We start from the raw sequence: 26,394 nt of genomic DNA, 5'->3' as shown, positions 1-26,394 counted from the left end.
CACACTGGGATGTGGGACGCATGTTTCAAGACCAGCGCAGGACGACCTTTTCGCGGGCAAGCCCTTGAGAGCGGCGCGGTGGCTGTGGGAACGGGCTTGCCCGCGAAAAGACCGCCCCAGCACACTCTTCATCTATACCCACCGCAAGCGTCGGAACAGCCACCACTGCCCCGCCGCCAGCCCCAGCACCACCAGGCAGGCGAAGAGGAAGCCAAAGGGGCTGTCCGCCCCCGGAATACCGCCGACATTGATGCCCAGCAGCCCGGTGACGAAGCTCATGGGCAGGAAGATGCAGGTGATGATGCCGAAGCGGTACATGGTCCGGTTCATCCGTTCGCTACGCCGCCGGTCCTCGGTCTCCAGCACCAGGGCAGCCCTCTCGCGGGTCAGTTCCAGCTCCTCCAGGTAGCGGATCAGGCTGTTGTTGAGCTCGTTCCAGTAATCGGCGTCGGCATCGGCGAACCAGCTCCACTTGTTGCGCGCCAACTGGGCATAGATGTCGCGCTGCGGGGCGAGGAAACGGCGCAGGCCGGCGGCCCGACGGCGGATCTGTTGCAGGCTGCCCTGGGCAGGGCTATACCGTTCGTCGGATTCCACCTTCTCTTCCTCAAGATCGACCACCTCCGACAGGTCGCTGACCAGGGCCTGGACCTTTTCGGTGAGCAGCTCGCCCATCAGCAGCAACAGCTCGGAGGCCGACTTGGGCCCCCGACCTTCCTCCAACTGCTGGAGGATCTCGTCGCTGGCGCGCAGCGGCCGCAGGCGCAGGGACACGACCCGCTGCGCCTGGGCGAAGATACGCACCGAGACCATGTCCTCGGGCTCGGCCCCCGGGTTGAGGTTGACCCCGCGCAGGAACAGCAGCATCTGCTCGCCAGCCAGCGCCAGCAGGCGCGGCCGGGTGTTTTCCTCCAGCAACAGGTCGCAGGCGAACTCACTCAGGCCGCTGTCGCGCAGCAGCCAGCTGCGGGTCTGCGGATGGCTGCGGTCCCAGTGCAGCCAAAGGCTTTCCTGCGGCTGCAGGTCAAGAGCGTCCAGTTCGGTCCGGGCAATCGTGCGTGCGCCGCCTTTACCATCGAGCACCAGGGCATGCACCAGCCCCCACTGCGCGTTGTCTTCCTCGAACATTCAAGCTCCATCAGCGCCCGCGGCGCGTCACTCCGGCATCTGCAGCGGGCTTGGTGAGACGATCACACCGTTGTTGTCGGCATACACGTATTCCCCCGGGCGGAAGGTCACCCCGGCGAAGGTCACCGGCACGTTGAGGTCGCCGATACCGCGCTTGTCGGTCTTCATCGGGTGGCTGGCCAGGGCCTGGACGCCGACGTCGGTCTGCACCAGCACGTCCACGTCACGCACGCAGCCATAGATCACCAGCCCTTCCCAGCCGTTCTTCGCCGCCTTCTCGGCGAGCATGTCGCCCAGCAGCGCCCGGCGCAGCGAGCCACCGCCGTCGACCACCAGGACCTTGCCCTTGCCATCGAGCTCGACCTGCTCCTTGACCAGCGAGTTGTCCTCGAAGCACTTGATGGTGACGATCTGGCCACCGAAGGAATCGCGACCGCCGAAGTTGCTGAACATCGGCTCCAGCACCTGGACCAGGTCGGGGTAGGCGTCGCACAGGTCGGGCGTTACGTAATGCTGCATGGGAAACTCCTGTCAGTCACAACGAAAGGGCGGATCTTGCGGGTTGCTGCCAAGGCTACACCTTGGGTGGTGTCGCAGTCACCCAGGACCGAGCAGTCATGTTTGCGGCGCCTGTACTGGCCCATTCGCGGGCAAGCCCGCTCCCACAGGGTTCTCGTTGCCCTTCCGCTCTCTGTTCTCTGCGCGACAGCGCTGGGTGATCTCTCACAGGGACAGCGCAATCCGGAAGTTCAGCAGCGGTCCCTGTGGGAGCGGGCTTGCCCGCGAATGGGCCAGTACAGGCGCATAAAACTCAACTGGCAGGCACAGCCTCCGTCACCCCCACCGCCCCGTGCAACGGCGCCAGCGGGTCACGCAGCCAGCGCTCCACCAACGGCCACACCTGCGCCTGGGCCGCCTTGCTGACCAGCATGTCGACATGCCCGAAGGCATCGAAGCCCTCCTCGCGCCCCAGACGCAGGAACTGCTTGTGCCCACCGCCCAGTTGCTCGAACAGCTTGCGACAGGCCCACACCGGATCCTGGTAATCCGCCGCCCCCGCCACGGCCAGCACCGGCACCTCGACCTGCGCCAGCCCTGCCCACCAGTCGTCCTGCTTGTCGCCGAAACGCCCGAACAGGCCATGCCAGCGCAGGCTCTCCAGGGCCAAGCCTATCGGTTCGTCCTCTGGGCCACGCTTGAGCCGTGAGCCGGACAACTGGCCGAAGCGCTTGAGCAGCAGGCGAGCGCTCCAGGCCACCGGCGGTACTTTCAACGGCCAGTAGACCCGACTGACCTGGGTGCCGAAGAACGCCGCGCTGGCCACGCTGCCGGCCTGCAGGTAACCCCCGCCGAGCGCGGCGGCCAGGATGGTGCCGCCAAGGGAGTGACCAATCCAGTGCGCGACCTGCCCGCTCTGCTCCTGGACGAACGCGGCGATCACCGGCAGGTCGAAGCGGGCGTAGTCGGCGACCCGGTTGTAGCGCCAGGCGCGGTTGCGCGGCGACAGGCCGTGCCCCCGCATCTCCGGGATCCACACATCGAAGCCGGCGCGTGCCAGGTAGGCCCCCAGGCCAATCCCCTTGGGCGAGTACCAGAACCGCCGGTTGGAAAAACTGCCATGCAGGAGGATCACCGGCACGCCCTGGGCGCGGGGCTGGTCGGCCAGGCCCAGGCGGGTCATGGCCAGCTCGACGCTGGGGTCGGGGCTGTTGCCGGCCTTGATCCGGTACACGTCTTCGCTGAGGTCGCCACGGCGCTCGGCACTGAGCAGGGCCACGGGGAACAAGGTACTGCTGCTTTGCATAGGTCGATTGCACAAAAAAGGGCGGGATCCATTGCTGGAACTCGCCCTGGATGAAACCAGGCGGGAGCGCCATGGGGCGCTCCCGCGTTCACTGCCTCATGCCGCGCCCTGGTCCTCGGCCAGGAAGAACCAGGTCTCGAGCACCGAGTCCGGGTTCAGCGACACGCTCTCGATACCCTGCTCCATCAGCCACTTGGCAAGATCCGGGTGGTCCGACGGGCCCTGGCCGCAGATGCCGATGTACTTGCCGGCCTTGTTGCACGCCTGGATGGCGTTGGCCAGCAGCTTCTTCACGGCCGGGTTACGCTCGTCGAACAGGTGGGCGATGATCCCCGAGTCGCGATCCAGGCCCAGGGTCAGCTGGGTCAGGTCGTTGGAGCCGATGGAGAAGCCGTCGAAGTATTCGAGGAACTCGTCGGCCAGCAGCGCGTTGGACGGCAGCTCGCACATCATGATCACGCGCAGGCCGTTGACGCCACGGCCCAGGCCGTTCTCGGCGAGCAGGTCGACCACCTGGCTGGCCTCGCCCAGGGTGCGCACGAACGGCACCATGATCTCGACGTTGGTCAGGCCCATCTCGTCGCGCACGCGCTTGAGGGCGCGGCACTCGAGCTCGAAGCAGTCACGGAACGACTCGCTGATGTAGCGCGAGGCGCCACGGAAGCCCAGCATCGGGTTCTCTTCTTCCGGCTCGTACAGCTTGCCGCCGATCAGGTTGGCGTATTCGTTGGACTTGAAGTCCGACAGGCGCACGATGACCTTTTTCGGGTAGAAGGCCGCCGCCAGGGTGCTGATGCCCTCGACCAGCTTCTCGACGTAGAAACCGACCGGGTCGTTGTAGCCGGCGATGCGCTTGTCGACGCTTTCTTTCAGGTCCGCCGGCAGGCCGGCATAGTTCAGCAGTGCCTTGGGGTGCACGCCGATCATGCGGTTGATGATGAACTCCAGGCGCGCCAGGCCGACACCGGCGTTGGGCAGTTGGGCGAAGTCGAAGGCACGGTCCGGGTTGCCGACGTTCATCATGATCTTGAACGGCAGTTCCGGCATGGCATCGACCGAGTTCTGCTTGACGTCGAAGCCCAGCTCGCCTTCGAAGATGAAGCCGGTGTCGCCTTCGGCGCAGGACACGGTCACGCCCTGGCCGTCCTTGAGCACCTGGGTGGCGTTGCCGCAACCGACCACGGCCGGGATACCCAGTTCACGGGCGATGATCGCCGCGTGGCAGGTACGCCCGCCACGGTTGGTGACGATGGCGCTGGCGCGCTTCATGACCGGTTCCCAGTCCGGGTCGGTCATGTCGGAGACCAGCACGTCGCCCGGTTGCACCTTGTCCATCTCGGACACGTCGTTGATCACGCGGACCTTGCCGGCACCGATGCGCTGGCCGATGGCACGGCCCTCGACCAGGACGGTGCCCTTTTCCTTGAGCAGGTAGCGCTCCATGACATTGGCGCTGGCGCGGCTCTTCACGGTCTCCGGGCGCGCCTGGACGATGTACAGCTTGCCGTCGTCACCGTCCTTGGCCCACTCGATGTCCATCGGGCGCTGGTAGTGCTGCTCGATGATCATCGCCTGCTTGGCCAGTTCGCTGACTTCGGCATCGCTCAGGCAGAAGCGCGCGCGGTCGGCACGGTCGACCTCGACGGTCTTGACCGAACGGCCGGCCTTGGCTTCGTCGCCATAGACCATCTTGATGGCCTTGCTGCCCAGGTTACGGCGCAGGATGGCCGGACGGCCGGCCTGCAGGGTGCTCTTGTGCACGTAGAATTCGTCGGGGTTGACCGCGCCTTGCACCACGGTCTCGCCCAGGCCGTAGGCGCCGGTGATGAACACCACGTCACGGAAGCCCGACTCGGTGTCGAGGGTGAACATCACGCCGGCGGTACCGGTTTCCGAACGGACCATGCGCTGCACGCCGGCGGACAGGGCGACCAGCTTATGGTCGAAGCCCTGGTGCACGCGGTAGGCGATGGCGCGGTCGTTGAACAGGGAGGCGAAGACTTCCTTGGCGGCGCGGATGACATTGTCGACGCCACGGATGTTCAGGAAGGTTTCCTGCTGGCCGGCGAAGGACGCGTCCGGCAGGTCCTCGGCGGTGGCCGAGGAGCGCACGGCGACGGCGAGATTGGGGTTGCCCTTGCTCAACTCGGCGAAGGCGCTGCGGATCTCGGCGTCCAGGCGCGGGGGGAATTCGGCGTCCATGACCCACTGGCGGATCTGCGCGCCAGTCTTGGCCAGGGCGTTGACGTCGTCGACGTCCAGCGCATCGAGCGCGGCGTGGATGCGGTCGTTCAGGCCGCTCTGTTCGAGAAAATCGCGGTACGCCTGAGCCGTAGTGGCAAAGCCGCCCGGCACCGATACGCCGGCACCTGCGAGGTTACTGATCATCTCGCCCAGGGATGCGTTCTTGCCCCCCACATGCTCTACATCATGGACGCCGAGCTTATCGAGGGAAACTACGTACTCTACCAAGGTGATCTCTCCACTAACTGTATTGGAAAAGCTCAAGGGCGCCCGCCTGCCTGCTCAGACTTGGCCGGACGCTTGTGGCCTGGACCTGGAAAATAAGTGAGAATGCCGAACAACCGTGTTCGGCAAACCGAACGTATCATACTCCAGAAAACTTCGGCAGCTTAAGGCCCAGGGTGCAAATGAAACGATCCGCGTTCTTCATCTCCGACGGTACCGGCATCACTGCAGAAACGCTGGGGCAAAGCCTGCTCGCACAATTCGATAGCATTCCTTTCAATAAATTCACCCGCCCGTACATCGACACCCCGGACAAGGCACGGGCCATGGTCGAGCAGATCAATGCCGCGGCCGAGCGCGACGGGATGCGGCCGATCATCTTCGACACCATCGTCAACCAGGACATCCGTGAGATCCTGGCCACCTCCAACGGCTTCATGATCGACATCTTTTCGACGTTTTTGTCCCCGCTGGAGCAGGAATTGACCGCCCATTCGTCGTATAGCGTGGGCAAGTCCCACTCGATCGGCGGCAATTCCAACTACATGGAGCGTATCGAGGCGGTCAACTTCGCCCTGGACAACGACGACGGCGCGCGTACCCGCTACTACGACAAGGCCGACCTGATCCTGGTGGGCGTGTCGCGTTGCGGCAAGACCCCCACCTGTCTATACATGGCCATGCAGTTCGGCATCCGCGCCGCCAACTACCCGCTGACCGAGGACGACATGGAGCGCCTGCAGTTGCCGACGGTGCTGAAGAAGTACCAGGACAAGCTGTTCGGCCTGACCATCGACCCCGACCGCCTCACCGCCATCCGCCACGAGCGCAAGCCCAACAGCCGCTACTCCAGCTTCGCCCAGTGCGAGTTCGAGGTACGCGAGGTGGAAAACCTGTTCCGCCGGGAGAACATCCCCAACATCAACTCCACGCACTTCTCGGTCGAAGAGATCGCGGCGAAGATCCTGGTAGAGAAAGGCGTGGAGCGGCGGTTCAAGTAAGCGGCAAGAAAAAGCAGCGGTGCCGGGGCCCGCACCGTCTCAAGCCAGAAAGCTGCAAGCAAGACCAACGCGGTCTGCTTGCAGCTTGTCGCTTCAGTTGACCGGCAGAACCGCCGCCTGCCCGCTCATGGCCAGGTCCACCAGCTCACGGTTGGCCACCGCATACATGGCGTAGTCGGTGCCGGTGGCGTTGCGCAGGTCCTCGAGCATGGCACGCCAGCGCTCCACCATCACCCGGTGCTGCTCGATCCACAGGGCCACGCGGGCGTCCATGTCCTCCGGCGCATCGGCCATCTGCAGCACGGAAATGGTGATGGCGCGCTGCTGCAGGTCGATATCGTCGCGGTACGCCTCGCGGGCCAGGGCCTGCCAGTTGTTCTCCACCGACAGGTTGCTGATCTCCTGCAGGTACCAGGTCAGGTCCAGGGCACTGCCCACGGCGAAGAACGCCTTGGCCACCAGGGCCGGGTCGCGGCCGGTGACGTCCGAAGCCTCGATGATCGGCAGCAGGGTGTACAGGTGGGTGGTGCCGGCGACCATGCGCGCCAGCAGCTCCGGCACCCCGGCCTCGACGAAGCCCTGGTAGCGCTGCTGCCAGCGTTCGCGGGTCGGGCCCTCCAGCAGTTCGTCGAGCTTGAGCCCCAGTTGGGCGATCTTCGGCCCGAAATGGGCCACGTCGCGACCGGCATCCTGCTCGTTGCGACGGCTGCGCAGGAACCAGCGGGTGGCGCGGCGGCCCAGGCGCATCAGCTCGTCCATCAGGGTCAGCTGGATCTCGGCCGGTACCTGGTAGTCCAGGGCCTCGATCTGGCGGAACCAGTGCGGCAGGTGGAAGATGTCGCGCACGATCACATAAGCCCCGGCGACGTTGGCCGGGCTCATGCCGGTGGACTCCTTCAGGCGCTGGACGAAGGTGATGCCCATGTTGTTGACCAGGTCGTTGGCGATCTGGTTGCTGACGATCTCGCGCTTGAGGCGGTGGCGGCGCATGGCCTCGGCGAACTTGCTGACCAGCGACGGCGGGAAGGCGGTCTCCATGTCGCGGGTCAGGTAGTCGTCGTCCGGTACCAGCGACTTGAGCAACTGCTCCTTGAGGTCGATCTTGCTGTAGGAGATCAGCACCGACAGCTCAGCGCGGGTCAGGCTCTGGCCCACGGCCAGGCGCTCGGCCAGCAGCTCCTCCGACGGCAGGAACTCGATGGCCCGGTCGAGCTTGCCACGCCCCTCCAGGTCGGCCATCAGGCGCTTGTACTCGGCGATCCGCTCGCGGGCGCGACGGGCCGCCAGCGACAGGGCCTGGGTCTGCTTGTAGTTGTTGCCCAGCACCAGGCCGGCGACTTCATCGGTCATGCTGCCCAGCAGTTGGTTGCGCTGCTTCTCGGTCATGTCGCCACCCTGCACCACTTCGTTGAGCAGGATCTTGATGTTGACCTCGTGGTCGGAGCAGTCCACCCCGCCGGCGTTGTCGATGAAGTCGGTGTTGGTGGCGCCGCCGTTGAGGCCGAACTCGACCCGGCCAAGCTGGGTCATGCCCAGGTTGCCGCCCTCGCCCACCACCTTGCAGCGCAGCTCGTCGCCATTGACCCGCAGGGCATCGTTGGCCTTGTCGCCGACATCGGCGTGGCTCTCGCTGCTGGCCTTGACGTAGGTGCCGATGCCGCCGTTCCACAGCAGGTCGACCGGGGCCTTGAGCAGTGCGTGCAGCAGTTCGGTCGGGGTCAGGCGGTCAGCCTCGATGGCGAAACGTTCCTTCATCTGCGGGCTGATGGCGATGCTCTTGGCACTGCGCGGGAAAATCCCGCCGCCTTCGGACATGATGCTGGTGTCGTAGTCGCTCCAGGCCGAGCGCGGCAACTCGAACAGGCGCTTGCGCTCGAGGAAGCTGGTGGCCGGGTCCGGGTTCGGGTCGATGAAGATGTGCAGATGGTTGAACGCCGCGACCAGCTTGAGCTTGTCGGACATCAGCAGGCCGTTGCCGAACACGTCGCCGGCCATGTCGCCGATACCGATCACGGTGATCGGGTCTTCCTGCACGTTGATGCCGCGCTCGCGGAAGTGGCGCTGCACGCCGACCCAGGCGCCACGGGCGGTGATGCCCATCTTCTTGTGGTCGTAACCGGCCGAGCCGCCCGAAGCGAAGGCGTCGCCCAGCCAGAAGCCGTAGTCGATGGCGATACCGTTGGCGATGTCGGAGAAGGTCGCGGTGCCCTTGTCCGCCGCCACCACCAGGTAGGGGTCGTCGTCATCGTGGCGGACCACGTTGGCCGGCGGCACCACGCCGCCGTCCTTGAGGTTGTCGGTGATGTCCAGCAGGCCCGAGATGAAGATCCGGTAGCAGGCGATGCCTTCGGCCTGGATGTCGTCACGGCTGCCGCCCAGCGGCAGACGGCGCGGCAGGAAGCCGCCCTTGGCACCGACCGGGACGATCACCGAGTTCTTCACCTGCTGGGCCTTGACCAGGCCGAGCACCTCGGTGCGGAAGTCTTCCTCGCGGTCCGACCAACGCAACCCACCACGGGCAACGTTGCCAAAGCGCAGGTGCACGCCCTCGACCCGTGGCGAATAGACGAAGATCTCGAACTTCGGCACCGGCTTGGGCAGCTCGGGGATCAACTTCGGATTGAACTTGAAGCTGAAGTACGGCTTGTTCTGGCCATTGGCGTCCGGCTGGTAGAAGTTGGTGCGCAGGGTGGCCTTGATCAGGTCCAGGTAGCGACGCAGGATGCGGTCCTCGTTGAGCACCTGGACCTCGTCCAGGGCGCTGAGGATGGCCTGCTCCAGGCGCTGCTGCTTGTCGTCCAGGTCGTCCTGGGTGAGCTTGCGCGCCAGGTAGAAGCGGGTCTTGAACAACCGGGTCAGCTCGCGGGCGATGTCGGTGTGGTTGTTCAGGGTCGCGGCGATGTAGCCCAGGTCGAAGCCCAGGCGGATCTGCTTGAGGTAGCGGGCGTAGGCGCGCAGCAACGCCACGTCGCGCCACGGCAGGCCGGCGGTGAGCACCAGGCGGTTGAAGGCGTCGTTCTCGGCGTCGCCCTTGACGATGTGGATGAAGGCGTCCTGGAGGATGTCGTTGAGTTGCTGGATGTCCAGCTCCATGCCTTCGCTGTAGGTGAAGGCGAAGTCGTGGATCCAGAACTCACGGCCACTGGCGTGGCGCAGGCGATAGGGGAACTCGCCGAGCACGCGCAGGCCGAGGTTCTCCAGGATCGGCAGCACGTCCGACAGGGCCAATGGCGTGTCGGCGTGGTACAGTTTGCAGTGCAACTGGCGCTCGCTGAGCTGGGTCAGCGGTTGGTAGAAGCTCATCGCCAGCGGCTTGCTCTCGGACAATGCCAGCACGTGCTGCATGTCGACCACCGCCGAATGGGCGGCGAAGCGCTCGCGGTAGCCGGCCGGGAAGCCCTTGGGGAAGTCGGCGAGGATGTTGGTGCCCTGGGCCTCGCCGAAGTTCTCGATGACCAGCGCCGAATAGTCGTCGTGCCACGAGCGGCAGGCCTGGATCACCTCGTTCTCCAGCTGCTGCGGGTCGATGTCGATGCGGTTCTTCGGATCGACCCGCAGGATCAACTGCACCCGCGCCAACACCGACTCGGAGAAGAACGTCCAGAACTCGCAGTCGCTGGCCTTCAGGCGCTCCATCAGCACCTGCTGGATCTTCTGCCGCACCTCGGTGGAGTAGATCTCCCGCGGTACATAGGCCAGGCAATAGCAGAAGCGCCCGTACGGGTCCTTGCGCAGGAACACGCGGATCTTGTTGCGTTCCTGGATCTGCACGATGGCCATGACGGTGCTGAACAACTCGTCGATCGGCGTCTGGAACAGGTCGTCGCGCGGCAGCACCTCCAGCACCTGGGCCAGCTCCTTGCCCAGGTGGGCCTTGGGATCGAAGTGCGAGCGGCGCTCGATCTCGGCCACCTTGCCACGGATGTAGGGGATGGTGCGCACGCTCTCGCCGTACACCGAGGAGGTGTACAAGCCCATGAAACGGCACTCCTTGACCACCTTGCCATCGTCGTCGATCTGCCGGATCGACACGTAGTCGGGGTAGGCCGGACGATGCACGCGGCTGGGTTGCGAGGCCTTGGCGAACGACAGCAGGCGCGGCTCGCGCAGGTAGGCGACGGCGTAGTCCTCGATGCGCAGGTCATCGATGCCGAGCCCGGCGCGCAGCAGGCGGGTCAGGCCAAGGAACGAGCCCTCGTCGTAGACCAGGTGGCCGCCATCGGCGTCCGACTCGACGGTGAACTCCTCGTAGCCGAGGAAGGTGAAATGGTTGTCCAGCAGCCACGACAGGAAGCTCTGCACCTCGGCCTTGTCATGCTGCTCCGGGCCGAACCCGGTCTGCTCCACCAGCGCCAGCAGGTCGCGGACCTTGGCCTTCATCGGCTCGAAGTCGTCCACCGCCACCCGCACCTCGGCCAACACCTGGTCCAGCTCGCGGGTCAGGGTGTTGAGCTCGGCGGCGTTGGCGCAGCGGTCGATCTCCAGGTACATCAGCGACTCGTGGCTGATGCCCTCGCCCTGGGTACCCTTGGGCAGCAGCTCGAGCAGCTCGCCCTTGGCCCCGCGCCGAGCGCTCAGCACCGTGGTCTGCAGGGTGTGGATGCTGTAGCCGCGACGGTTGAGTTCGGTGCGCACCGAATCGACCAGGAACGGCAGGTCGTGGTGCAGCACCTCGACCACGGTGTGGGTCGACTGCCAGCCGTGGCGCTCGTAGTCGGGGTTGTAGACCCGCACCTGTGGCTGCGCGGGGTCGAAGCGTTCGATGATGCGCCAGGCAGAGAGGGTGCAGCCGGCCAGGTCGGACAGCCTGCGTTGGGTGAGTTCGTCCAGAGAGATGATGCCGAAGAACTGTTCGGCGAACAGGGCCACTTGTGGCAGTGCCTGTTCGCTGATGTGCTGCGCCAGGGCCGCTTGCAGTTGATGCTGGAAGTCGGCTTTGCTGGCTGCCGTGAAGAACGCCATCTGTGGTACTCCGCTTGGGCTTTGTTATGTGTGAAGCGTCGCGTGCGTCCGCCGTGTACGGATCAACGATAGCCAACCCGTGGCGACAGGACGATGAAAACCAGGCGTTTGGACGTGACCGGCACGCCCATCCGTTCCATGGATGGGCACCTGCAAAGACGACTGCCGCCTCGGGCCGTGGCTTTACGGGTGACCATCGACTGGGCAGCTTAACGACTGAGCGGTCATCACGGCTTGCAGCGCTGCGACAATTTCGGTCAAGGGGCGGTAACTTTCCGTTTATGGATGTTCGCGGGGCTGTCAGAATGGCCTTTCGTCCCCCGACCCCGCTCCATGCAACGGAAGCCACCCCATGCAACTGAAAACCGCCCTGCTCTTCGCCACCCCTTGCGACGAGGAGGAAGACAACATGGCGACCCTGTGCTGCCACAGCGACAGGGGCCAGATGTTCTTGCTCACCCGCTACCCGGACGAGGACACGGTGGACCTGACCCTGGACGACGAGCCGTCGACGCTCGATGGCCTGAAGGTGACCTTCAGCGCCACACGCCTGCTGATCGAGGTGGCGGCGGGGGATCGCGATGCACTCAAGGGCGCATCGCAGCTGGAAATCGTCCTGACATCGCCGGGGACGGACCTGATGGAGGTAGAGCAGACCCTGCGCAATATCCTCGACGGCACCGGCACCTACGTCAGCGAGCTTTAAGCTGCAAGCTTTCCGAGCCGCAAGCAGGCCTGTGTGAAGGCTGCTTGCGGTTTTTCAGTCCCTGCGGCTTGCAGCTATCCGATAGCCCCCTCGACCACGGCCAACACCTCGCCCTCGCGCAACTGCTCGGTCACCGCGACGATGTCCGGGTAGAACGCCCGGTCTTCGTCGGCCACCGGCACCCGGCTGCGTACCAGCTCATACAAGGCGCGGGTGGCGCTGGAGGCCTTGGCCGGGTCGTGGAAGTCCAGGGCCTGGCAGCCGACCAGCAGCTCGATCGCCAGCACCGACTCCAGCTTGCGCGACACCTGGTAGGCCTTGATCGCCGCGTTGAAGGCAAAGCTGACCGGGTCTTCCTGGTTGCCACAGGTCGAAACGCTGTCGATCGTCGCCGGGTGCGACAGCACCTTCATCTCGCCCAGCAACCCCGCCGCGGTGTATTGGATGATCATGTAGCCGTTGTTCAGGCCCGGGTTGCGCACCAGGAACGCCGGCATTTCGCTGAAGTGCGAGTTGACCATGCGGTCGGTACGCCGCTCGGAGATCTTCGCCAGGTTGGTCATCGCATTGCACAGGGTGTCGGCAGCCATGCCCACGAAGGAGCCGTCGAAATTCGCCCCGGAGATGGCGATGCCATTGCCCTCGGTGGTCGGGTAGATCACTGGGTTGTCGCCGGACGAGGCGATCTCGTTGTCGATGCAGGCCTGGGCATAGGCGATGAAGCGCTTGGAGGCGCCATGCACCTGGGGGATGGCGCGCAGGCTGTAGGTGTCCTGCAGACGGTAGTCGATGTGTTCTTCGATCAACCGACTGTCGCCCAGCAGGCGCTTGATGTAGCTGGCGGTCTGGGCCTGCTCGGCGTAGGCCTTGACCGAATGGTAACGGGGGTCGAAGGCGCGGATGGTCCCCTTGAGCACCTGCAGCGAGATCGCCGCGGCCACGTCTGCCGCCTGGGCGGCCTGGTTGGCGTTGTACTGGGCCAGGGTGGCGATGGCGGTGACCGAGGTCGTGCCGTTGAGCATCGCCAGGCCTTCCTTGCACTGCAGCTCGATCGGCTGCAGGCCCACTTGGCGCAGCGCCGCCGCGCCATCGATCCAGTCGCCCCCCGCGACCCGGGCCTTGCCCTCGCCGATCAGCACCAGGGCCAAATGGCCTTCAGGGCCCAGGTAGCCCACCGAGCCCTCGCCCGGCGCGAATGGCATGACATCGTGGTTGAGCAGGCCGGCAATCTGTTCGAGCAAGGCCATGCGCACGCCGGAGAACCCCTTGCCCAGGCTGACCAGGATCATCAACTGGATCGCCCGCACCTGCTCGCGATTGAGCGGCTCGCCCACCGACACCGCATGGGAGCGCACGATGTTCACCTGCAGGGTCTGGGCATCTTCCGGCGAAATGACATGGCGGACGTTGTCGCCAAAACCGGTGGTCACGCCATAGACCAGGCGGTTTTCCGCCAGAAAACGCTCGACCAGGCCGCGCGAGCGGTCGACCCGGGCGCGATAGGCATCGGAAAACCGCACCTTCGCCGAGTAACGGGCGACCGCGATGAACTCCTCGAGGGAAGGCTTGGCGTCGTCCAGGGTAACGGTGGCAATGTCTTTCGGGTGAATACGCATGATGCTCTGCTCTCTCTACTCATTGGCCTTTTTCAGGGCGCAGGAAGCCCGTCCTGTTCAGGGACAGGCGAAAAACGTCGGGTAACCGGGGGGGCTCAGGCCTGGCTGAGGATGAACCGGCTGAAACGCTCCGAGCGCTGGTCCTTGAACATCTCCTCTGGCGTGCCCTGGGCTTCGATCAGCCCCTGGTGCATGAACACCACGCGGTTGGAGACGTTGCGGGCGAAGCCCATCTCATGGGTCACCACCAGCATGGTCCGACCCTCTTCGGCGAGCGCTCGCATCACCTTCAGCACTTCGCCGACCAGCTCCGGGTCGAGCGCCGAGGTGGGCTCGTCGAACAAGATGACCCGTGGGCGCATCGCCAGGGTGCGGGCGATCGCCACGCGCTGCTGCTGGCCCCCCGAGAGGAACGCCGGGTAGTGGTTGCGCTTGTCCGCCATGCCGACCTTCTCGAGCAGCGCCTCGGCCTGTTCGAGGCACTCGGCGCGCGGCCGCTTCTGCACATGCAGCGGCCCTTCGATGACGTTCTGCAACACCGTCATGTGCGACCACAGCCCAAAGCTCTGGAACACCATGCCAAGCTCCGGGCGCAGGCGGTCGACCTGGCGCCGGTCGGCGGGCACCGGCAGCCGGTGGCGCCCCCGCTTGAACGCGATCTGCTCGCCGGCGACACGGATCTCGCCGGCGTCCGGGGTTTCCAGCAGGTTGATGCAACGCAGGAAGGTGCTCTTGCCCGAGCCACTGGAGCCGAGGATCGACACCACATCGCCCTGGTACGCCTCCAGCGAGATGCCCTTGAGCACCTCCAGGCTACCGAAGGACTTGCGGATATGTTTCACCTGCAGTACCGGATCGTTGCCAATAGTCATGTCAGTTACCCCTTCGCACGCTGAATGCGTACTTTCTTGTCGTTGTTCGCGTGGCCGCCGGCTGCCGGGGAGACAGCCAGCGCTCGAGCCACGCCAGTGTGCGGACGATCAGGAAGTTCAGAACCAGGTAGATGAGCGCTGCGCAGAGGAACACCTCGAGCGTGCGGTAGGTTTCCGAGATGATTCGCTGGGCCACGCCCGAGATCTCGTAGACCGTCACCAGGCTGGCCAGCGAGGTGGCCTTCATCATCAGGATGATTTCCGTGGAGTAGGCCGGCAGGCAGCTGCGCAGGGCGATCGGGATGATGATCCGCCGCGCCAGCAGCCCGCCAGACATGCCCGCCGCCCGCCCCGCTTCGACCTGTTGCGCCGGCACCGCCAGCAGGCCACCGCGGAAGATCTCCGCCATGTAGCCCGCCGTGCACAAGGCCAGGGCGATCACCGCGCAAGCCAGCGGGTCGCGCAGCACCGGCCACAACGGGCTCTGGCGCACCTCGGGGAACTGGCTCAGGCCGTAGTACAGCAGGAACAGCTGGATCAACAACGGCGAGCCGCGAAACAGGAAGATGTAGCCACGCGCCAGGTGACGCAACGCGGCCACGTCGCAGACCCGCAGCCACACCACCAGCAGCGCCAGCAGCGTGCCAACGGCCACCGAGGCGGCGAACAGCACCAGGGTGGTCGGCAAGGCCCGCAGCAGTTGCAGCAGGGTGTCGCACAAGAACGCAAAGTCGATGGACATGTCGAGCCCCTCTTCAGCCGCGGCGCAAGGTTCTGCCAAGCCGCAGCTCGGCACGTGAGAACACCAGGTTGGAAACCCCCGTGAGCAGCAGGTAGAGCGCGCACCCGGTCATGAAGAACAGCACGAACTCCCCGGTGGAGGCCGCGGCGACCCGGCTGGCGCGCATCAGCTCGACCAACCCGGTCACCGAGATCAGCGCCGAGTCCTTCAGGCTGATCTGCCAGACCCCGCCAAGCCCCGGCAAGGCAAAACGCAGCACTTGCGGCGCGATGATCCGGCGAAAGCGCATCAGCATCGGCATGCCGATCGCCTTGGCCGCCTCCAGCTCGTTGCGCGAGACGGCCTGGAAGGCGCCACGGTAGACCTCCGCCTGGTAGGCGCCAGAGACCACGCCGACCGCCAGCGCCCCCACCAGGAAAGCCGGCATGCCGATGAAACCCTCGGCGCCGAACAGTTGGCCGACCTGGCCCACCAGGGCCGAACCACCATAGAAGAACAGATAGATCACCAGCAGTTCAGGTACCCCCCGAAACACCGTGGTGTAGGCATCGCCCAACACCCGCAGCAGGCCGTTGTCCTGAAGTTTCGCCGCCGCCACCAGCGCGCCGAGCAGCGCACCGACCAACAAGGCGGCCAGGGTCACCAATAGCGTCATGAGCGCGGCCAGCAGCAGCACGCCGCCCCAGCCCTGTGCGCCAAATCCGAGCAAATCGATCACGTGTACGCCCACCCATAGCCATGTCAGGGAGCGGTCGGCCGAGGCCGCCGCGTGCAGTGCCTGCGTCGCCGGGCCTCAGGGCCGGTGCCCGGCGACGCCCCAGAGGTTCAGGGGGTTGGCGGGGTGAAGTCGTGCTTGAACCACTTGCGGCTCAGCTCGCTGATGGTGCCATCGGCGATCAACGAGGCAATCGCCGCATCCAGCTTGGCCTTAAGCTCCGGCTCGCCCTGGCGGATGCCGAAAGCCTCGCCTTCGCCCCAGATCGACCCGTTGATCGCCGGGCCCACCAGCACCACCTCGCTGCCGGCGCGTTGCATTTCCCCGGCGAGAAAGCCCAGGTCCTCGAACACCACGTCGACGCGACCGTTCTTCAGGTCCATCAGCGGCTCCGGTGGGGTCTTGTACTCGCGGATGGTCGCCACCTTGCCGAACTGGTCATGGATGAACGTGCTGTACACGGTGCCCGAGACGATACCTATGAGCTTGCCTTCGAGCCGTTTGCGCAAGTCATCGACCCTTGGCGTGTCCTGCGCCGGGTCGCCCTGCAGTTGCAACGTGCCATCACCCAGGTCGATGCCGCTGGAGCGCAGGGCAACGAAGGTGGCCGGTGCCTTGGTGTAGGGGCGCGAGAAGTCGATCACCTGGCGCCGCTGCGGGCTGATCGCCAGGGCATCCATGACCACGTCGAACTTGCCGGCCTTAAGGCCCGGGATCAGGCCATCCCAGTCCTGGGCGACGATCTTGCAACGGACCTGCATGCGTTCGCACAGCACCTTGGCCATCTCCGGCTCGAAGCCATCGAAGGTGCCATCCGGGCGGGTGCGGTTCCAGGGTTCGTAGACGCCCTCCGTGGCGATCTGGATGCTGTCCCAGTCCTTGGCTGGGGCGTTGAAACTGGTCAGGGCCATCAACAGCGAGCAGGCGGCGAATCCGATTTTCTTGTTGTTCATTCTTATTCTCCGATGCGAGACCACGAAGGTCGTAAAGGGCACGCAGGGCACGTCTTTCGGTGGGGTTACCTCCATTGGCCAGTGGTCTAGCGCCTGCCCAATGCCAGCACGACCGGCGAGGTCGGCCGGGCGCAGCACAGCAATACCTGGCCCGCCTCGGGCTCGGCCAAGGGCGCTTCAAGGTACTCGACGGTGCCGCTGAGCAGCGGCGTCATGCAGGCACTGCACAACCCCGCGCGGCAACTGAAGGGCGGCGACAGCCCTGCCTGCTCGGCGCAGTCGAGCAGCGATGGGCAAGACGCCTCCCAGGTGACCGACCGGCCCGAGGGCTCGAAGCGCACCGTCAGTTCACCCTGCGCCTGTGCGCTGGGTGTGGCCACGCTGGCCACGGCGGGGGCCTCGTCCTCGTCCAGGACAGTCGCCGGCCCGAAGAACTCGTAGCGAATCCGCTCGCGCTCGATGCCCAGGCCACGCAGCAAGCGCCAGTTGGCCTGCATGAACGGCCTGGGCCCACACAGGTAGACGTCGTAGTCGTCCAGCGGCAGCAGCGCCTGCAGGGTTTCGCGGCTGACCAGCCCACTGCTGTGGTGATGGCCATTGCGCACGTCGGCGTCGCTCGGCGCCCGGTAGCAGAAGTGCACACGAATCCCGGCACGCTTGGCCGCCAGGGCCAGCACTTCCTCACGCAAGGCATGCACGCTGCCGTTCTCGCAGGCGTGGACGAAATACACCGGCCGCGCCGAATGGGTCGCCAGGCGATGCAACATGCTCACCATGGGCGTCAGGCCGACGCCACCGCTGAACAGCAGCACCGGGCGGGTGCTTTGCTCATCGAGGACGAAGTTGCCGGACGGGCCGGCAACCTCCAGTTGCCCACCCACCTCCAGCGCCTCGTGCAAAAAGCTCGAGCCCACGCCGGCCGGCACGTCGGGCAAGTGCGCCGGCGCTCGCTCGTGCTTCACCGAGATACGCAGTTGCTCCGGGGTATCCGGGTCGCTGGACAGGCTGTAGGCACGCAGCAACTGCGGGCCCTGGGCCTGGGGAATGCGCACCACGATGAACTGCCCGGGGCGAAAGGCGATGCGGCCATCGTTCATGGCGGGCTTGAGCAACAACGAGGTGATGGTTGCGCTCTCCCGTACCTTCCCTGTCACCTGGAAGCGCGCGAAGCCCTTCGCGGCGGGAATGGCATCAAGCATGAGCGTTCACCTCGACGGTCGCGACCAGCCCGTGGGCGGCCTGCTGCTCTTCGCGAATCAGGCGCTCCATGCCACGGCGAAAACGCAAGGGGCCAGAATCGATGGCCAGGTCGATGTTCGGCGTCTGGCGCTGCCTCATGCCCGCATGCACCGCCGCCAGCACCACCCGGTCCTCCTCGAAGGCTCGACGCACATCGGCAGCGAACTGGCGGGAGACCTCCTGGTCGTCTGCGTCGAAATTGCGCAACTGGAACCAGTAGTAACGGGTGCGGTTCTCGTCGACCGGCGTCATGAAGTTGTAGGAGTCCATCAGGAACGCCTTCTCATGCAGCGCTCCGCCCTCCCCGCCCGTACCGGCCGGGGTGTGCACGCCCTTGATGATCGCATGGGCCGGGTAGCGCACCTCGTAGTACTGCAGACGGTCGCAGCGGCCTTCGAACTTCAGGTACTGGCGATAGAACGGCGCCACATCGATATCGCGCAGCCAGCGCGAGACCACCACGCCGTCGTCGTTCACCTGGGTCTGCAACGGCTCCGACTCACAGGCCGAGGTACCGAAGGTGCTCTGGTGGACCCAGGCCACGTGGGAGGGGTCGAGCAGGTTGTCGGTCATGTACAGGTAGTTGCAGTCGATGGTCATCGAATCGCCACGGTTGACGCCCCAGGCCGGGTCGTCCCACTCGGGGATGTCGAGGAGCTTGCTGCGGTCGGCCAGGGCCGGCTCGCCCATCCACAGCCACACCAGGCCGTAGCGCTCTTCTACCGGGTAGCTGCGGACTTTCGCCGCCTGCGGAATGCGCGACACGCAGGCGGCCTTCACACAGGTGCCGGCGCCGTCGAAGGTGAGGCCGTGGTAGCCACACTCGACCACATCGCCGTGCAGGCGCCCCATCGACAGCGGCAGCTTGCGGTGCGGGCACGCATCCTCCAGGGCCACCACTGCGCCGTCGGCCTTGCGGTAGAGCACGACGGGCTCGCCGAGCAGAGTGGTGGCGTGCAAGGCCTGCTTCACTTCGGTGTCCCAGGCGGCGGCGTACCAGGCATTTCTCAAGAACATGGCATGAGGCTCCTGTTGTTGTCATGGGCTGCATCAGGTTCTTGAAACACAGCCTAGGCCTGGGTGAAACAAAAGAATATGTGGTGTTTTCTGTTGATTTATTAAGTTTTTCTAAACTAAAAATAGGCCTGTCCCCACAGCTGAGAGCCCGTCATGAGCCAGCTCCCCCCGTTACGCGCACTGGAAGTCTTCGAAGCCGTCGGCCTGTGCGGTGGCATCACCCAGGCGGCCAAGCGCCTGGGTATCTCCGCCGGCGCCGTCAGCCAGCAGATGAAGATCCTCGAGCAAGCCGTTGGCCTGAGCCTGACGGTCAAGGAAGGCCAGCGCCTGCGCCTGAACGCCGCCGGCCAGCGCTTTCACGAAGGCTGCAGCCAGGCGTTCGAGCGCTTGCGCGCGGCCTATGCGGGGTTGGAACGCTCGAAGAACACCAGCAACCTCTACATCAGCGCCCTGCCCTCGCTGTTGTCGAAATGGCTGGCACCGCTGGTGGCCGAGTGGCAGGCGGCATTCCCTCAGTTGAGCATCTACCTGGACGGCACCCACACCGAACCGTCCGAGGCCCACGCCAATGGCGTGGACTTTCGCCTGAGCTATGGCGCCGGCATGCATGACGACCAGCACACCCTCGAACTGTTCCGCGATTGCGTGGTACCGGCGTGCAGCCCAGCCTTGCTGGACGCGAAGGTCGACGCCGACCGCCTGCTCGCGCTGCCGTTGATCACCATCGACTGGCGGCCGAAGTTCGATTCACCGCCGTCCTGGGAGGAGTGGTTCGCCACGGCTGGCATCGGCGAGGTGCAAATCGCCAACTACCGGATCTACTCGCTGTCTTCCATGGCCATCCAGGCTGCCATCGACGGGCAAGGCATCGTCCTTGCGCAGTACTCGATGATCAGCCGGGATGTCGACAGCGGCAAACTGATGCTGCCTTGCCTGCGGGCCCTGCCCATGCCAGCGTCCTATTACCTGACCTGGAACCCGGGCAGCATCCACCACGGTCACTGCCGAGCCTTCCAGCGCTGGCTGATCGAGCGCGGGCGTGACCAGCAGGAAGTCACGCAGCGGTTGCTGGCCGAATCCCCGGCATAACGCATTGAATCGATTGACAACAGGGCCCGGACACAGGCATTGTCTGACAACCTGATCAATAGGCAACCGTTTCCATGCTAGAGCTCCAGCGCCCCGACACCCTGGTCGAACGGGTCGTCAGCGCCATCCGTGCAGAGATCGATTCCGGCCGCCTGGCCGCCGAATCGCGCCTGCCCACCGAACAGCAACTGGCCGAGCAGCTCAATGTCAGCCGCTCGGTGGTGCGCGAAGCGGTGGCGCAGCTCAAGGCCGATGGCGTGCTCATCGCCCGCCGCGGGCTCGGCTCCTACATCTCCCAGACTCCCAGCGGCACGGTGTTCCGCTTCCCCGGCAGCCAGGGGCGCAAGCCAGACCTGGTGCAGATGTTCGAGATGCGCCTGTGGATCGAGACCCAGGCCGCCGCCATCGCCGCCCGCCGCCGCGACGCGCACGACCTGGCGCGCATGGCCACGGCCCTGCAGGAAATGCTCGACAGGCGCAGCGACTTCAGCGCCGCCTCCGCCGCCGACGTGGCCTTCCACCGGGCCATCGCCGAAGCCAGCAAGAACGCGTACTTCGTGGCCTTCCACGACTTCCTCGGCGGCCAGTTGGCCGCCGCGCGCCGCAACGCCTGGGAAAACTCCGCCGCCCACTCCGTGGGCGGCTCGGCCGACGCCAATCGCGAGCACCAGGCGCTGTACCAGGCCATCGCCGATGGCGACCGCCAGGCCGCCGCGGCCTGCGCCGAAGCGCACCTGCGGGCCTCGGCCAAGCGCCTGAAGATCGACCTCCCCGCCCTCGACTGACACCCGGAGAACGCCTGGCAGCCTGGCGAGGTTTTCACGCGCACTACTTAGTCTGACAACCTGATAAGCAGATCCACCGACAAGAAATCCAAGGTACCCCTGCATGACCTACGACTACTGCATCATCGGCGGCGGCATCGTCGGCCTCGCCACCGCCATGGCCCTGCTCGAGCAGCGTCCCGGCGCGTCCCTGCTGATCCTGGAAAAGGAAGCGAGCCTCGGCCGCCACCAGACCGGCCACAACAGTGGCGTGATCCATGCTGGCATCTACTATGCTCCGGGCAGCCTCAAGGCCGACCTGTGCAAGCGCGGCGCCCAGGCCACCAAGGACTTCTGCAGCGAGCACGGCATCGCCTTCGACGTCTGCGGCAAGCTGCTGGTGGCCTCCAACGACCTGGAAATGCAGCGCATGCAGGCCCTGTACGAGCGTTCGCAGCAGAACGGCCTGAAGGTCGAGCGCCTGGACGCCGCCGAGCTTGGCCGCCGCGAACCCAACATCGTCGGCAAGGGTGCGCTGTTCCTCGATGCCACCGGCATCGTCGACTACAAGCAAGTGTGTACGGCCATGGCCCGGGTGATCGAGCGGGCCGGCGGCGAAGTCCACCTGAGCACCAGCGTGCGCGCGATCGAAGAACACGGCACGCATGTCGAAGTGCGCAGCGACGCGCAGACCTGGCAGGCACGCCAGCTGGTGGCCTGCGCCGGCCTGCAGTCCGACCGCCTGGCGCGCCTGGCCGGGGTGAAGATCGACCACCAGATCATCCCTTTTCGCGGTGAGTACTACCGCCTGCCCGCGAGCAAGAACCAGGTCGTCAACCACCTGATCTACCCGATCCCCGACCCGGACCTGCCGTTCCTCGGCGTGCACCTGACGCGGATGATCGACGGCAGCGTCACCGTCGGCCCCAACGCCGTGCTCGGCCTGGGCCGGGAGAACTACCGCAAGTTCTCGGTGAACTGGCGCGACGTCGCCGAGTACGCACGCTTCCCGGGTTTCTGGAAGACGATCTGGAACAACCTCGGCTCTGGCACCACGGAGATGAAGAACTCGCTGTTCAAGCGCGGCTACCTGGAGCAATGCCGCAAGTACTGCCCGTCGCTGGAGGTCGAGGACCTGCTGCCCTACGAGGCCGGCATCCGCGCCCAGGCGGTGATGCGCGACGGCACCCTGGTGCACGACTTCCTGTTCGCCGAGACGGCGCGCATGGTGCACGTCTGCAACGCTCCGTCGCCAGCTGCCACCTCGGCCATCCCGATCGGCCAGATGATCGCTGCCAAGATCCTCGAGGCCCGCTGAACCCTGCTGCACACCCCACTACAAAGACAATAAGGAACCTTCGATGTCGGTACATGAGGCGGCCCTGGCCGCGACGGAAACCCCGCAACAGCAACGCAAGCGCCTGCGCAAGGTGGCAGCGGCGACCATCTTCGGCTCGATGCTGGAGTGGTACGACTTCTACCTGTACGCCACGATGGCGGCGATCGTCTTCTCACAGATCTTCTTCGACGCCAGCAACCCGGCGGTGGCCTCGCTGCTGGCGTTCTCCACCTTCGCCATCGGCTTCATCGCCCGCCCCTTCGGCGGCATCCTGTTCGGCTACCTGGGCGACCGCTTCGGGCGCAAGCAGGTGCTGGTGATCACCTTCTGCATGATGGGCGTGTGCACCGCACTGATCGGCCTGATCCCCAGCTATGCCACGATCGGCATCTGGGCGCCGATCATCCTGGTGGTCATCCGTATCATCCAGGGCCTGGGCGCCGGCGCCGAACTGTCCGGCGCGGCGGTGACCTCCTACGAGCACGCCAGCGAAGGCAAGCGCGGCAGCCAGGGTGCTTGGCCGGCGCTGGGCCTGAACCTGGGCCTGCTGCTGTCGTCGCTGACCGTGTACCTGCTGACCATGAACGGCAATGCGTTCCTCATGGCCGGCGGCTGGCGCATCCCCTTCATCGCCAGTATCGCGCTGGTCGGCATTGGCCTGTGGGTACGTCGCAGCATCCCCGAGACGCCGGACTTCAAGGAACTCGACCAGGCCAAGGACAAGCCCCAGGTGTCGCCGCTGAAGCTGCTGCTGCGCAACGACCTCAAGGGCCTGGCCGTGGTGTTCTTCGTGGCCATCGGCTACAACGCCCTGAGCTACATCTTCAAGACGTTCTCGCTGGCCTACCTGACCCAGTTCAAGGGCGTCCAGGCGCATGTCACCTCGCTGTCGGTGACCATCGCCAGCCTGGTGGCGATCTTCGCCGTGCCGTTCTTCGGCTGGCTGTGCGACAAGTGGAGCAGCAAGATCGTGCTGATGCTCGGCGGCGTGTTCTCGGCGCTGTTCGCCTATCCGTTCCTGCAGTTGCTGAGCACGGGTGAACCGACGCTGATCTACGTGGCCATCGGCATCGGCACCGGGATCCTCGCGCCGATGATGTTCGCACCGCAGGGTTCGTTCCTCAGCCGGCAGTTCCCGACCCAGACACGCTCGTCAGGGTTCGGTACCGGGCGGGAGATCGGCACGGCGGTGGCCGGTGGCCTGGCACCGCTGGGCGGCCTGGCCCTGGTGGCTGGCTCGGCGACCCATTCCACCGATGGCGTGGCGCTGATCCTGGCGATTTCCGGGGTGCTGGTGGTGGTCTTCGCCCTGTGCGACCAGGGGCGCAAGCACTCCACCGCGAAGAACTGAGGGCTGCCTAGGCCAGTTAAAGCTTTACAGTCGCAATTGGGGCCGCTCCAGGTACCGCGCTCAATGGCAGAACAGCGCTGTACCTGAGCGGCCCCAGGATGCCAAAAGCACCACATGCCAGGCCCGCTCACCCCACTGGATTCACATGCATCACCCGCCCGCCTTCCGCCGGCCGGTCGACGAACATCACCTCCAGTTCGCTGTTGCGCAGCCCCTTGAGTGCATTCCAATGCGCCGAAGCATGGATGTACCGCGCCTCCAGCAAGTGCCGCTCCTCCTCGCTCAAACCCGGACCAGCGCTACGCCCCAGGGCGAAGTCATGCAATTTGGCACTGATCCCCAGCAACGCCTCCGGCAACCGATACGCCGCCTCGCGCGCCTCCACCTCGGCGAACGGCACCCCACCGCGCACCGCCAGCTCACGCATGATGCGCAGATAGATCCGCGACAAATGCCCCAGTACCTCACGCTCCCGATAAACCGCCGCATACACGCGCTTTTCCGGCCCATCCTGCCTGCAACGCCGCTCGACAGGCACCTCCCAGGTCAGGACCCGGGGCTGCGGCCCCGGCATGCCCGCATACTCCGCCGCCAACTGCCTGGTGGCGATGGCATACGCCCGCGTCCGCTCCGCTGGCGTGCGCGCAGGCACCAGGTTCGATCGCGGCTTGCTCAGCAGGACGCGCTCGGTCATCCGTTCCAGGTAGCCGCCGCCGATGTCCGAATGGACCCCGGGCACGACGATGTCGTGCCCGCTACGCACCAACGGGAAGTTGTGCCGCCTTTCATCGCCAGCCACCAGTTGCACGACCTGGCGCGCAATACCCTCGCCCAGGCCGAGGCGCAACCCGCCGTAACGGTCGTTGGCAGGGCTGAAGTTGCCTTGCCACGGGGCGACGATGGCCGCCACCGTGTCGAACAGGCCGATGAAGTTGATCGTCACAGGCCACGCCAGCAGGCAGGCCGAGCCCTCCTGCAACTGGTTGGCCAGGTGGCGGGCCGCCGCCGCCCCGCGACTGAAGCCGAACAGGTCCAGCTCGACCCCTGCCACGGGGCCCTGCGGTTGCCCTGCACGCCAGCGCCGCAATTGCCCGGCAACCACCGCCAGCGCCTCGGCCACTCGTGCCTCGATCCCCGTCTGGCCACGCCCGGTGGCCTGGGCGAGCGCCGAGTCGGGCGCGCCTTGCGTGGTGCCGATGCCCTCGACATAGACCTTGAAAAAGACCCTGTCCGCAAGTGCCTCCACAGCCCCGACCGGGTACAGCCCGTACAGCAGCGCCACGTTGCTCGGGGCATTGGCATAACTGCCGCCGCGTTCGGGCGATGCTCCCGCGTGCATGCCGTTGCCCAGGTTGTTGCCGGTGCCGTCGAAGAACACCCCCACCCGCAAGGTGAGCGGATGGGGCGTGCCGGAAACGATGCGTTGCAGGTCCATCGGTGGGGTCCTCATTGTCCAGGACCGACAATGAGGCAGCCTCGCGGCGCACGCGGGAACCCGCAGATTCCACAGGTAGTCAGCGATTGTTCGACGACCCGCGCCTGCCCCCTGGAGAATTTTCCATGCCGCCATTGGTCGGCACGGGCCCGGATGGATTAAAGTATCAGCCCCTGCCCGGACGCCGCTGTGCCAGCACGCCCGGCTCATTTCCAGGAACCCTCGACGATGGAACACCGTGAGGCGCTGATCGCGCTGCGCACATTTCTTTCCTCCCAGATCCTTGGCCAGGAGAAGCTGGTCGAGCGCCTGCTGATCGTGCTCCTGGCCGACGGCCACATGCTGGTCGAAGGTGCGCCCGGGCTGGCCAAGACCAAGGCCATCAAGGAACTGGCCGAGGGTATCGAGGCACAGTTCCATCGCATCCAGTTCACCCCTGACCTGTTGCCGGCCGACATCACCGGCACCGAGATCTACCGCCCGGAAACCGGCAGCTTCGTGTTCCAGCAGGGGCCGATCTTCCACAACCTGGTGCTGGCCGACGAAATCAACCGTGCCCCGGCCAAGGTCCAGTCGGCGCTGCTCGAGGCCATGGCCGAACGCCAGGTCAGTGTCGGCCGCAGCACCTACGAGCTGTCGCCGCTGTTCCTGGTCATGGCCACGCAGAACCCGATCGAGCAGGAAGGCACCTACCCGCTGCCCGAAGCCCAGCTCGACCGTTTCCTCATGCACGTGAAGATCGGCTTCCCGGACGCCGCCGTCGAACGGCGCATCCTCCAGCAGGCCCGGGGCGAGGCGCTGGGCGGCGAGGCCAAGCCGGAGCGGCGGGTCAGCCAGCTGGCGATCTTCGCCGCGCGCAAGGAGATCCTCGGCCTGTACATGGCCGACGCCGTGGAGGAATACCTGGTGCAGTTGGTGATGGCCACCCGCACCCCGGCCAAGTTCGATACCGAGCTGGCCGACTGGATCGCCTATGGCGCCAGCCCACGCGGCTCGATCGCCCTGGACCGCTGCGCACGCGCCCATGCCTGGCTGGCCGGGCGCGACTTCGTCAGCCCCGAGGACATCCAGGCCGTGCTGTTCGACGTGCTGCGCCACCGCATCATCCTGTCTTTCGAGGCCGAGGCGGCGGGGATCGACCAGGACCGTGTGGTCCAGCGCATCCTCGACGTCGTCGCCGTCGCCTGACCCC

At 65.7% G+C, this 26,394-nt stretch carries 20 protein-coding genes; 7 read left to right on the top strand and 13 right to left on the bottom strand.

The window, feature by feature from the left end:
- Positions 1-132 precede the first annotated feature (132 nt).
- From NJF35_RS07175 to ppsA, 4 genes are all read right to left on the bottom strand, one after another.
- Positions 133-1,128, bottom strand: coding sequence for a zinc transporter ZntB (locus NJF35_RS07175; protein WP_253080513.1), 996 nt, complete (start codon positions 1,126-1,128; stop codon positions 133-135).
- Positions 1,129-1,155: 27 nt separating this feature from the next.
- The gene (rraA, locus tag NJF35_RS07170; RefSeq protein ID WP_253080514.1) at positions 1,156-1,647 is read right to left on the bottom strand and encodes a ribonuclease E activity regulator RraA; all 492 of its coding nucleotides are present in this window, start codon (positions 1,645-1,647) and stop codon (positions 1,156-1,158) included.
- Positions 1,648-1,939: 292 nt separating this feature from the next.
- A complete protein-coding gene (locus NJF35_RS07165) occupies positions 1,940-2,932 on the bottom strand; it encodes an alpha/beta fold hydrolase (RefSeq protein ID WP_253090881.1) in 993 nt (330 codons plus the stop codon).
- A 96-nt stretch (positions 2,933-3,028) separates the two neighbouring features.
- Positions 3,029-5,404, bottom strand: coding sequence for a phosphoenolpyruvate synthase (gene ppsA / locus NJF35_RS07160; protein WP_225786974.1), 2,376 nt, complete (start codon positions 5,402-5,404; stop codon positions 3,029-3,031).
- 179 nt (positions 5,405-5,583) lie between these two features.
- On the opposite strand from ppsA, the gene NJF35_RS07155 reads away from it, so the two are divergent.
- Positions 5,584-6,402: a pyruvate, water dikinase regulatory protein gene (locus NJF35_RS07155; protein ID WP_225786975.1), complete on the top strand. Its 819-nt coding sequence runs from the start codon at positions 5,584-5,586 to the stop codon at positions 6,400-6,402.
- A gap of 93 nt (positions 6,403-6,495) precedes the next feature.
- On the opposite strand, the gene NJF35_RS07150 is transcribed toward NJF35_RS07155, so the two are convergent.
- The gene (locus NJF35_RS07150) at positions 6,496-11,364 is read right to left on the bottom strand and encodes an NAD-glutamate dehydrogenase (protein ID WP_253090880.1); all 4,869 of its coding nucleotides are present in this window, start codon (positions 11,362-11,364) and stop codon (positions 6,496-6,498) included.
- Positions 11,365-11,716: 352 nt separating this feature from the next.
- Here NJF35_RS07150 and NJF35_RS07145 point away from each other — a divergent pair, with 352 nt between their 5' ends.
- A complete protein-coding gene (locus NJF35_RS07145) occupies positions 11,717-12,070 on the top strand; it encodes a hypothetical protein (protein ID WP_225786977.1) in 354 nt (117 codons plus the stop codon).
- Between the two features lie 74 nt (positions 12,071-12,144).
- On the opposite strand, the gene hutH is transcribed toward NJF35_RS07145, so the two are convergent.
- The 7 genes from hutH to NJF35_RS07110 form a co-directional block, all read right to left on the bottom strand.
- Positions 12,145-13,686, bottom strand: a complete 1,542-nt coding sequence (hutH, locus tag NJF35_RS07140; protein WP_225786978.1) for a histidine ammonia-lyase — start codon at positions 13,684-13,686, stop codon at positions 12,145-12,147.
- 95 nt (positions 13,687-13,781) lie between these two features.
- Entirely contained in the window at positions 13,782-14,558 is a 777-nt protein-coding gene (locus NJF35_RS07135; protein WP_225786979.1) for an ABC transporter ATP-binding protein, read from the bottom strand.
- Between the two features lies 1 nt (position 14,559).
- Positions 14,560-15,300: an ABC transporter permease gene (locus tag NJF35_RS07130; protein WP_225786980.1), complete on the bottom strand. Its 741-nt coding sequence runs from the start codon at positions 15,298-15,300 to the stop codon at positions 14,560-14,562.
- Positions 15,301-15,313: 13 nt separating this feature from the next.
- Entirely contained in the window at positions 15,314-16,018 is a 705-nt protein-coding gene (locus tag NJF35_RS07125; RefSeq protein ID WP_253080989.1) for an ABC transporter permease, read from the bottom strand.
- A 107-nt stretch (positions 16,019-16,125) separates the two neighbouring features.
- The gene (locus tag NJF35_RS07120) at positions 16,126-16,968 is read right to left on the bottom strand and encodes a transporter substrate-binding domain-containing protein (protein ID WP_253090879.1); all 843 of its coding nucleotides are present in this window, start codon (positions 16,966-16,968) and stop codon (positions 16,126-16,128) included.
- An 86-nt stretch (positions 16,969-17,054) separates the two neighbouring features.
- Positions 17,055-18,167, bottom strand: a complete 1,113-nt coding sequence (locus NJF35_RS07115) for an FAD-binding oxidoreductase (protein ID WP_253090878.1) — start codon at positions 18,165-18,167, stop codon at positions 17,055-17,057.
- Positions 18,160-19,224, bottom strand: a complete 1,065-nt coding sequence (locus tag NJF35_RS07110) for an aromatic ring-hydroxylating dioxygenase subunit alpha (protein WP_253090877.1) — start codon at positions 19,222-19,224, stop codon at positions 18,160-18,162. The genes NJF35_RS07115 and NJF35_RS07110 overlap by 8 nt, the downstream gene beginning before the upstream one ends.
- A gap of 153 nt (positions 19,225-19,377) precedes the next feature.
- Between NJF35_RS07110 and NJF35_RS07105 the strand changes: the two genes are divergently transcribed.
- The 4 genes from NJF35_RS07105 to NJF35_RS07090 all read left to right on the top strand — a co-directional run bounded on the left by NJF35_RS07105 (position 19,378) and on the right by NJF35_RS07090 (position 23,767).
- Complete coding sequence (locus NJF35_RS07105) at positions 19,378-20,313, top strand: LysR substrate-binding domain-containing protein (protein ID WP_225786985.1); 936 nt, start codon at positions 19,378-19,380, stop codon at positions 20,311-20,313.
- Positions 20,314-20,387: 74 nt separating this feature from the next.
- Positions 20,388-21,098 (top strand): FadR/GntR family transcriptional regulator, encoded by a 711-nt coding sequence (locus NJF35_RS07100; protein WP_253080986.1) that lies wholly within the window; start codon positions 20,388-20,390, stop codon positions 21,096-21,098.
- 103 nt (positions 21,099-21,201) lie between these two features.
- Positions 21,202-22,395 (top strand): L-2-hydroxyglutarate oxidase, encoded by a 1,194-nt coding sequence (gene lhgO, locus NJF35_RS07095; RefSeq protein ID WP_225786987.1) that lies wholly within the window; start codon positions 21,202-21,204, stop codon positions 22,393-22,395.
- Positions 22,396-22,438: 43 nt separating this feature from the next.
- On the top strand, positions 22,439-23,767 hold the full coding sequence (locus NJF35_RS07090) for an MFS transporter (RefSeq protein WP_225786988.1): 1,329 nt from the start codon (positions 22,439-22,441) through the stop codon (positions 23,765-23,767).
- A 127-nt stretch (positions 23,768-23,894) separates the two neighbouring features.
- On the opposite strand, the gene NJF35_RS07085 is transcribed toward NJF35_RS07090, so the two are convergent.
- Positions 23,895-25,202, bottom strand: a complete 1,308-nt coding sequence (locus tag NJF35_RS07085; protein ID WP_410900207.1) for a T6SS phospholipase effector Tle1-like catalytic domain-containing protein — start codon at positions 25,200-25,202, stop codon at positions 23,895-23,897.
- A 228-nt stretch (positions 25,203-25,430) separates the two neighbouring features.
- Between NJF35_RS07085 and NJF35_RS07080 the strand changes: the two genes are divergently transcribed.
- Entirely contained in the window at positions 25,431-26,390 is a 960-nt protein-coding gene (locus NJF35_RS07080) for an AAA family ATPase (RefSeq protein WP_225786990.1), read from the top strand.
- Positions 26,391-26,394: the final 4 nt, after the last annotated feature.

This window comes from Pseudomonas guariconensis, assembly GCF_024127895.1.
In the GTDB taxonomy this organism is placed as follows: domain Bacteria; phylum Pseudomonadota; class Gammaproteobacteria; order Pseudomonadales; family Pseudomonadaceae; genus Aquipseudomonas; species Aquipseudomonas guariconensis_B.
Note: the sequence above shows the minus strand (reverse complement) of the source record. Positions and strands in the feature narration are given on the sequence as shown.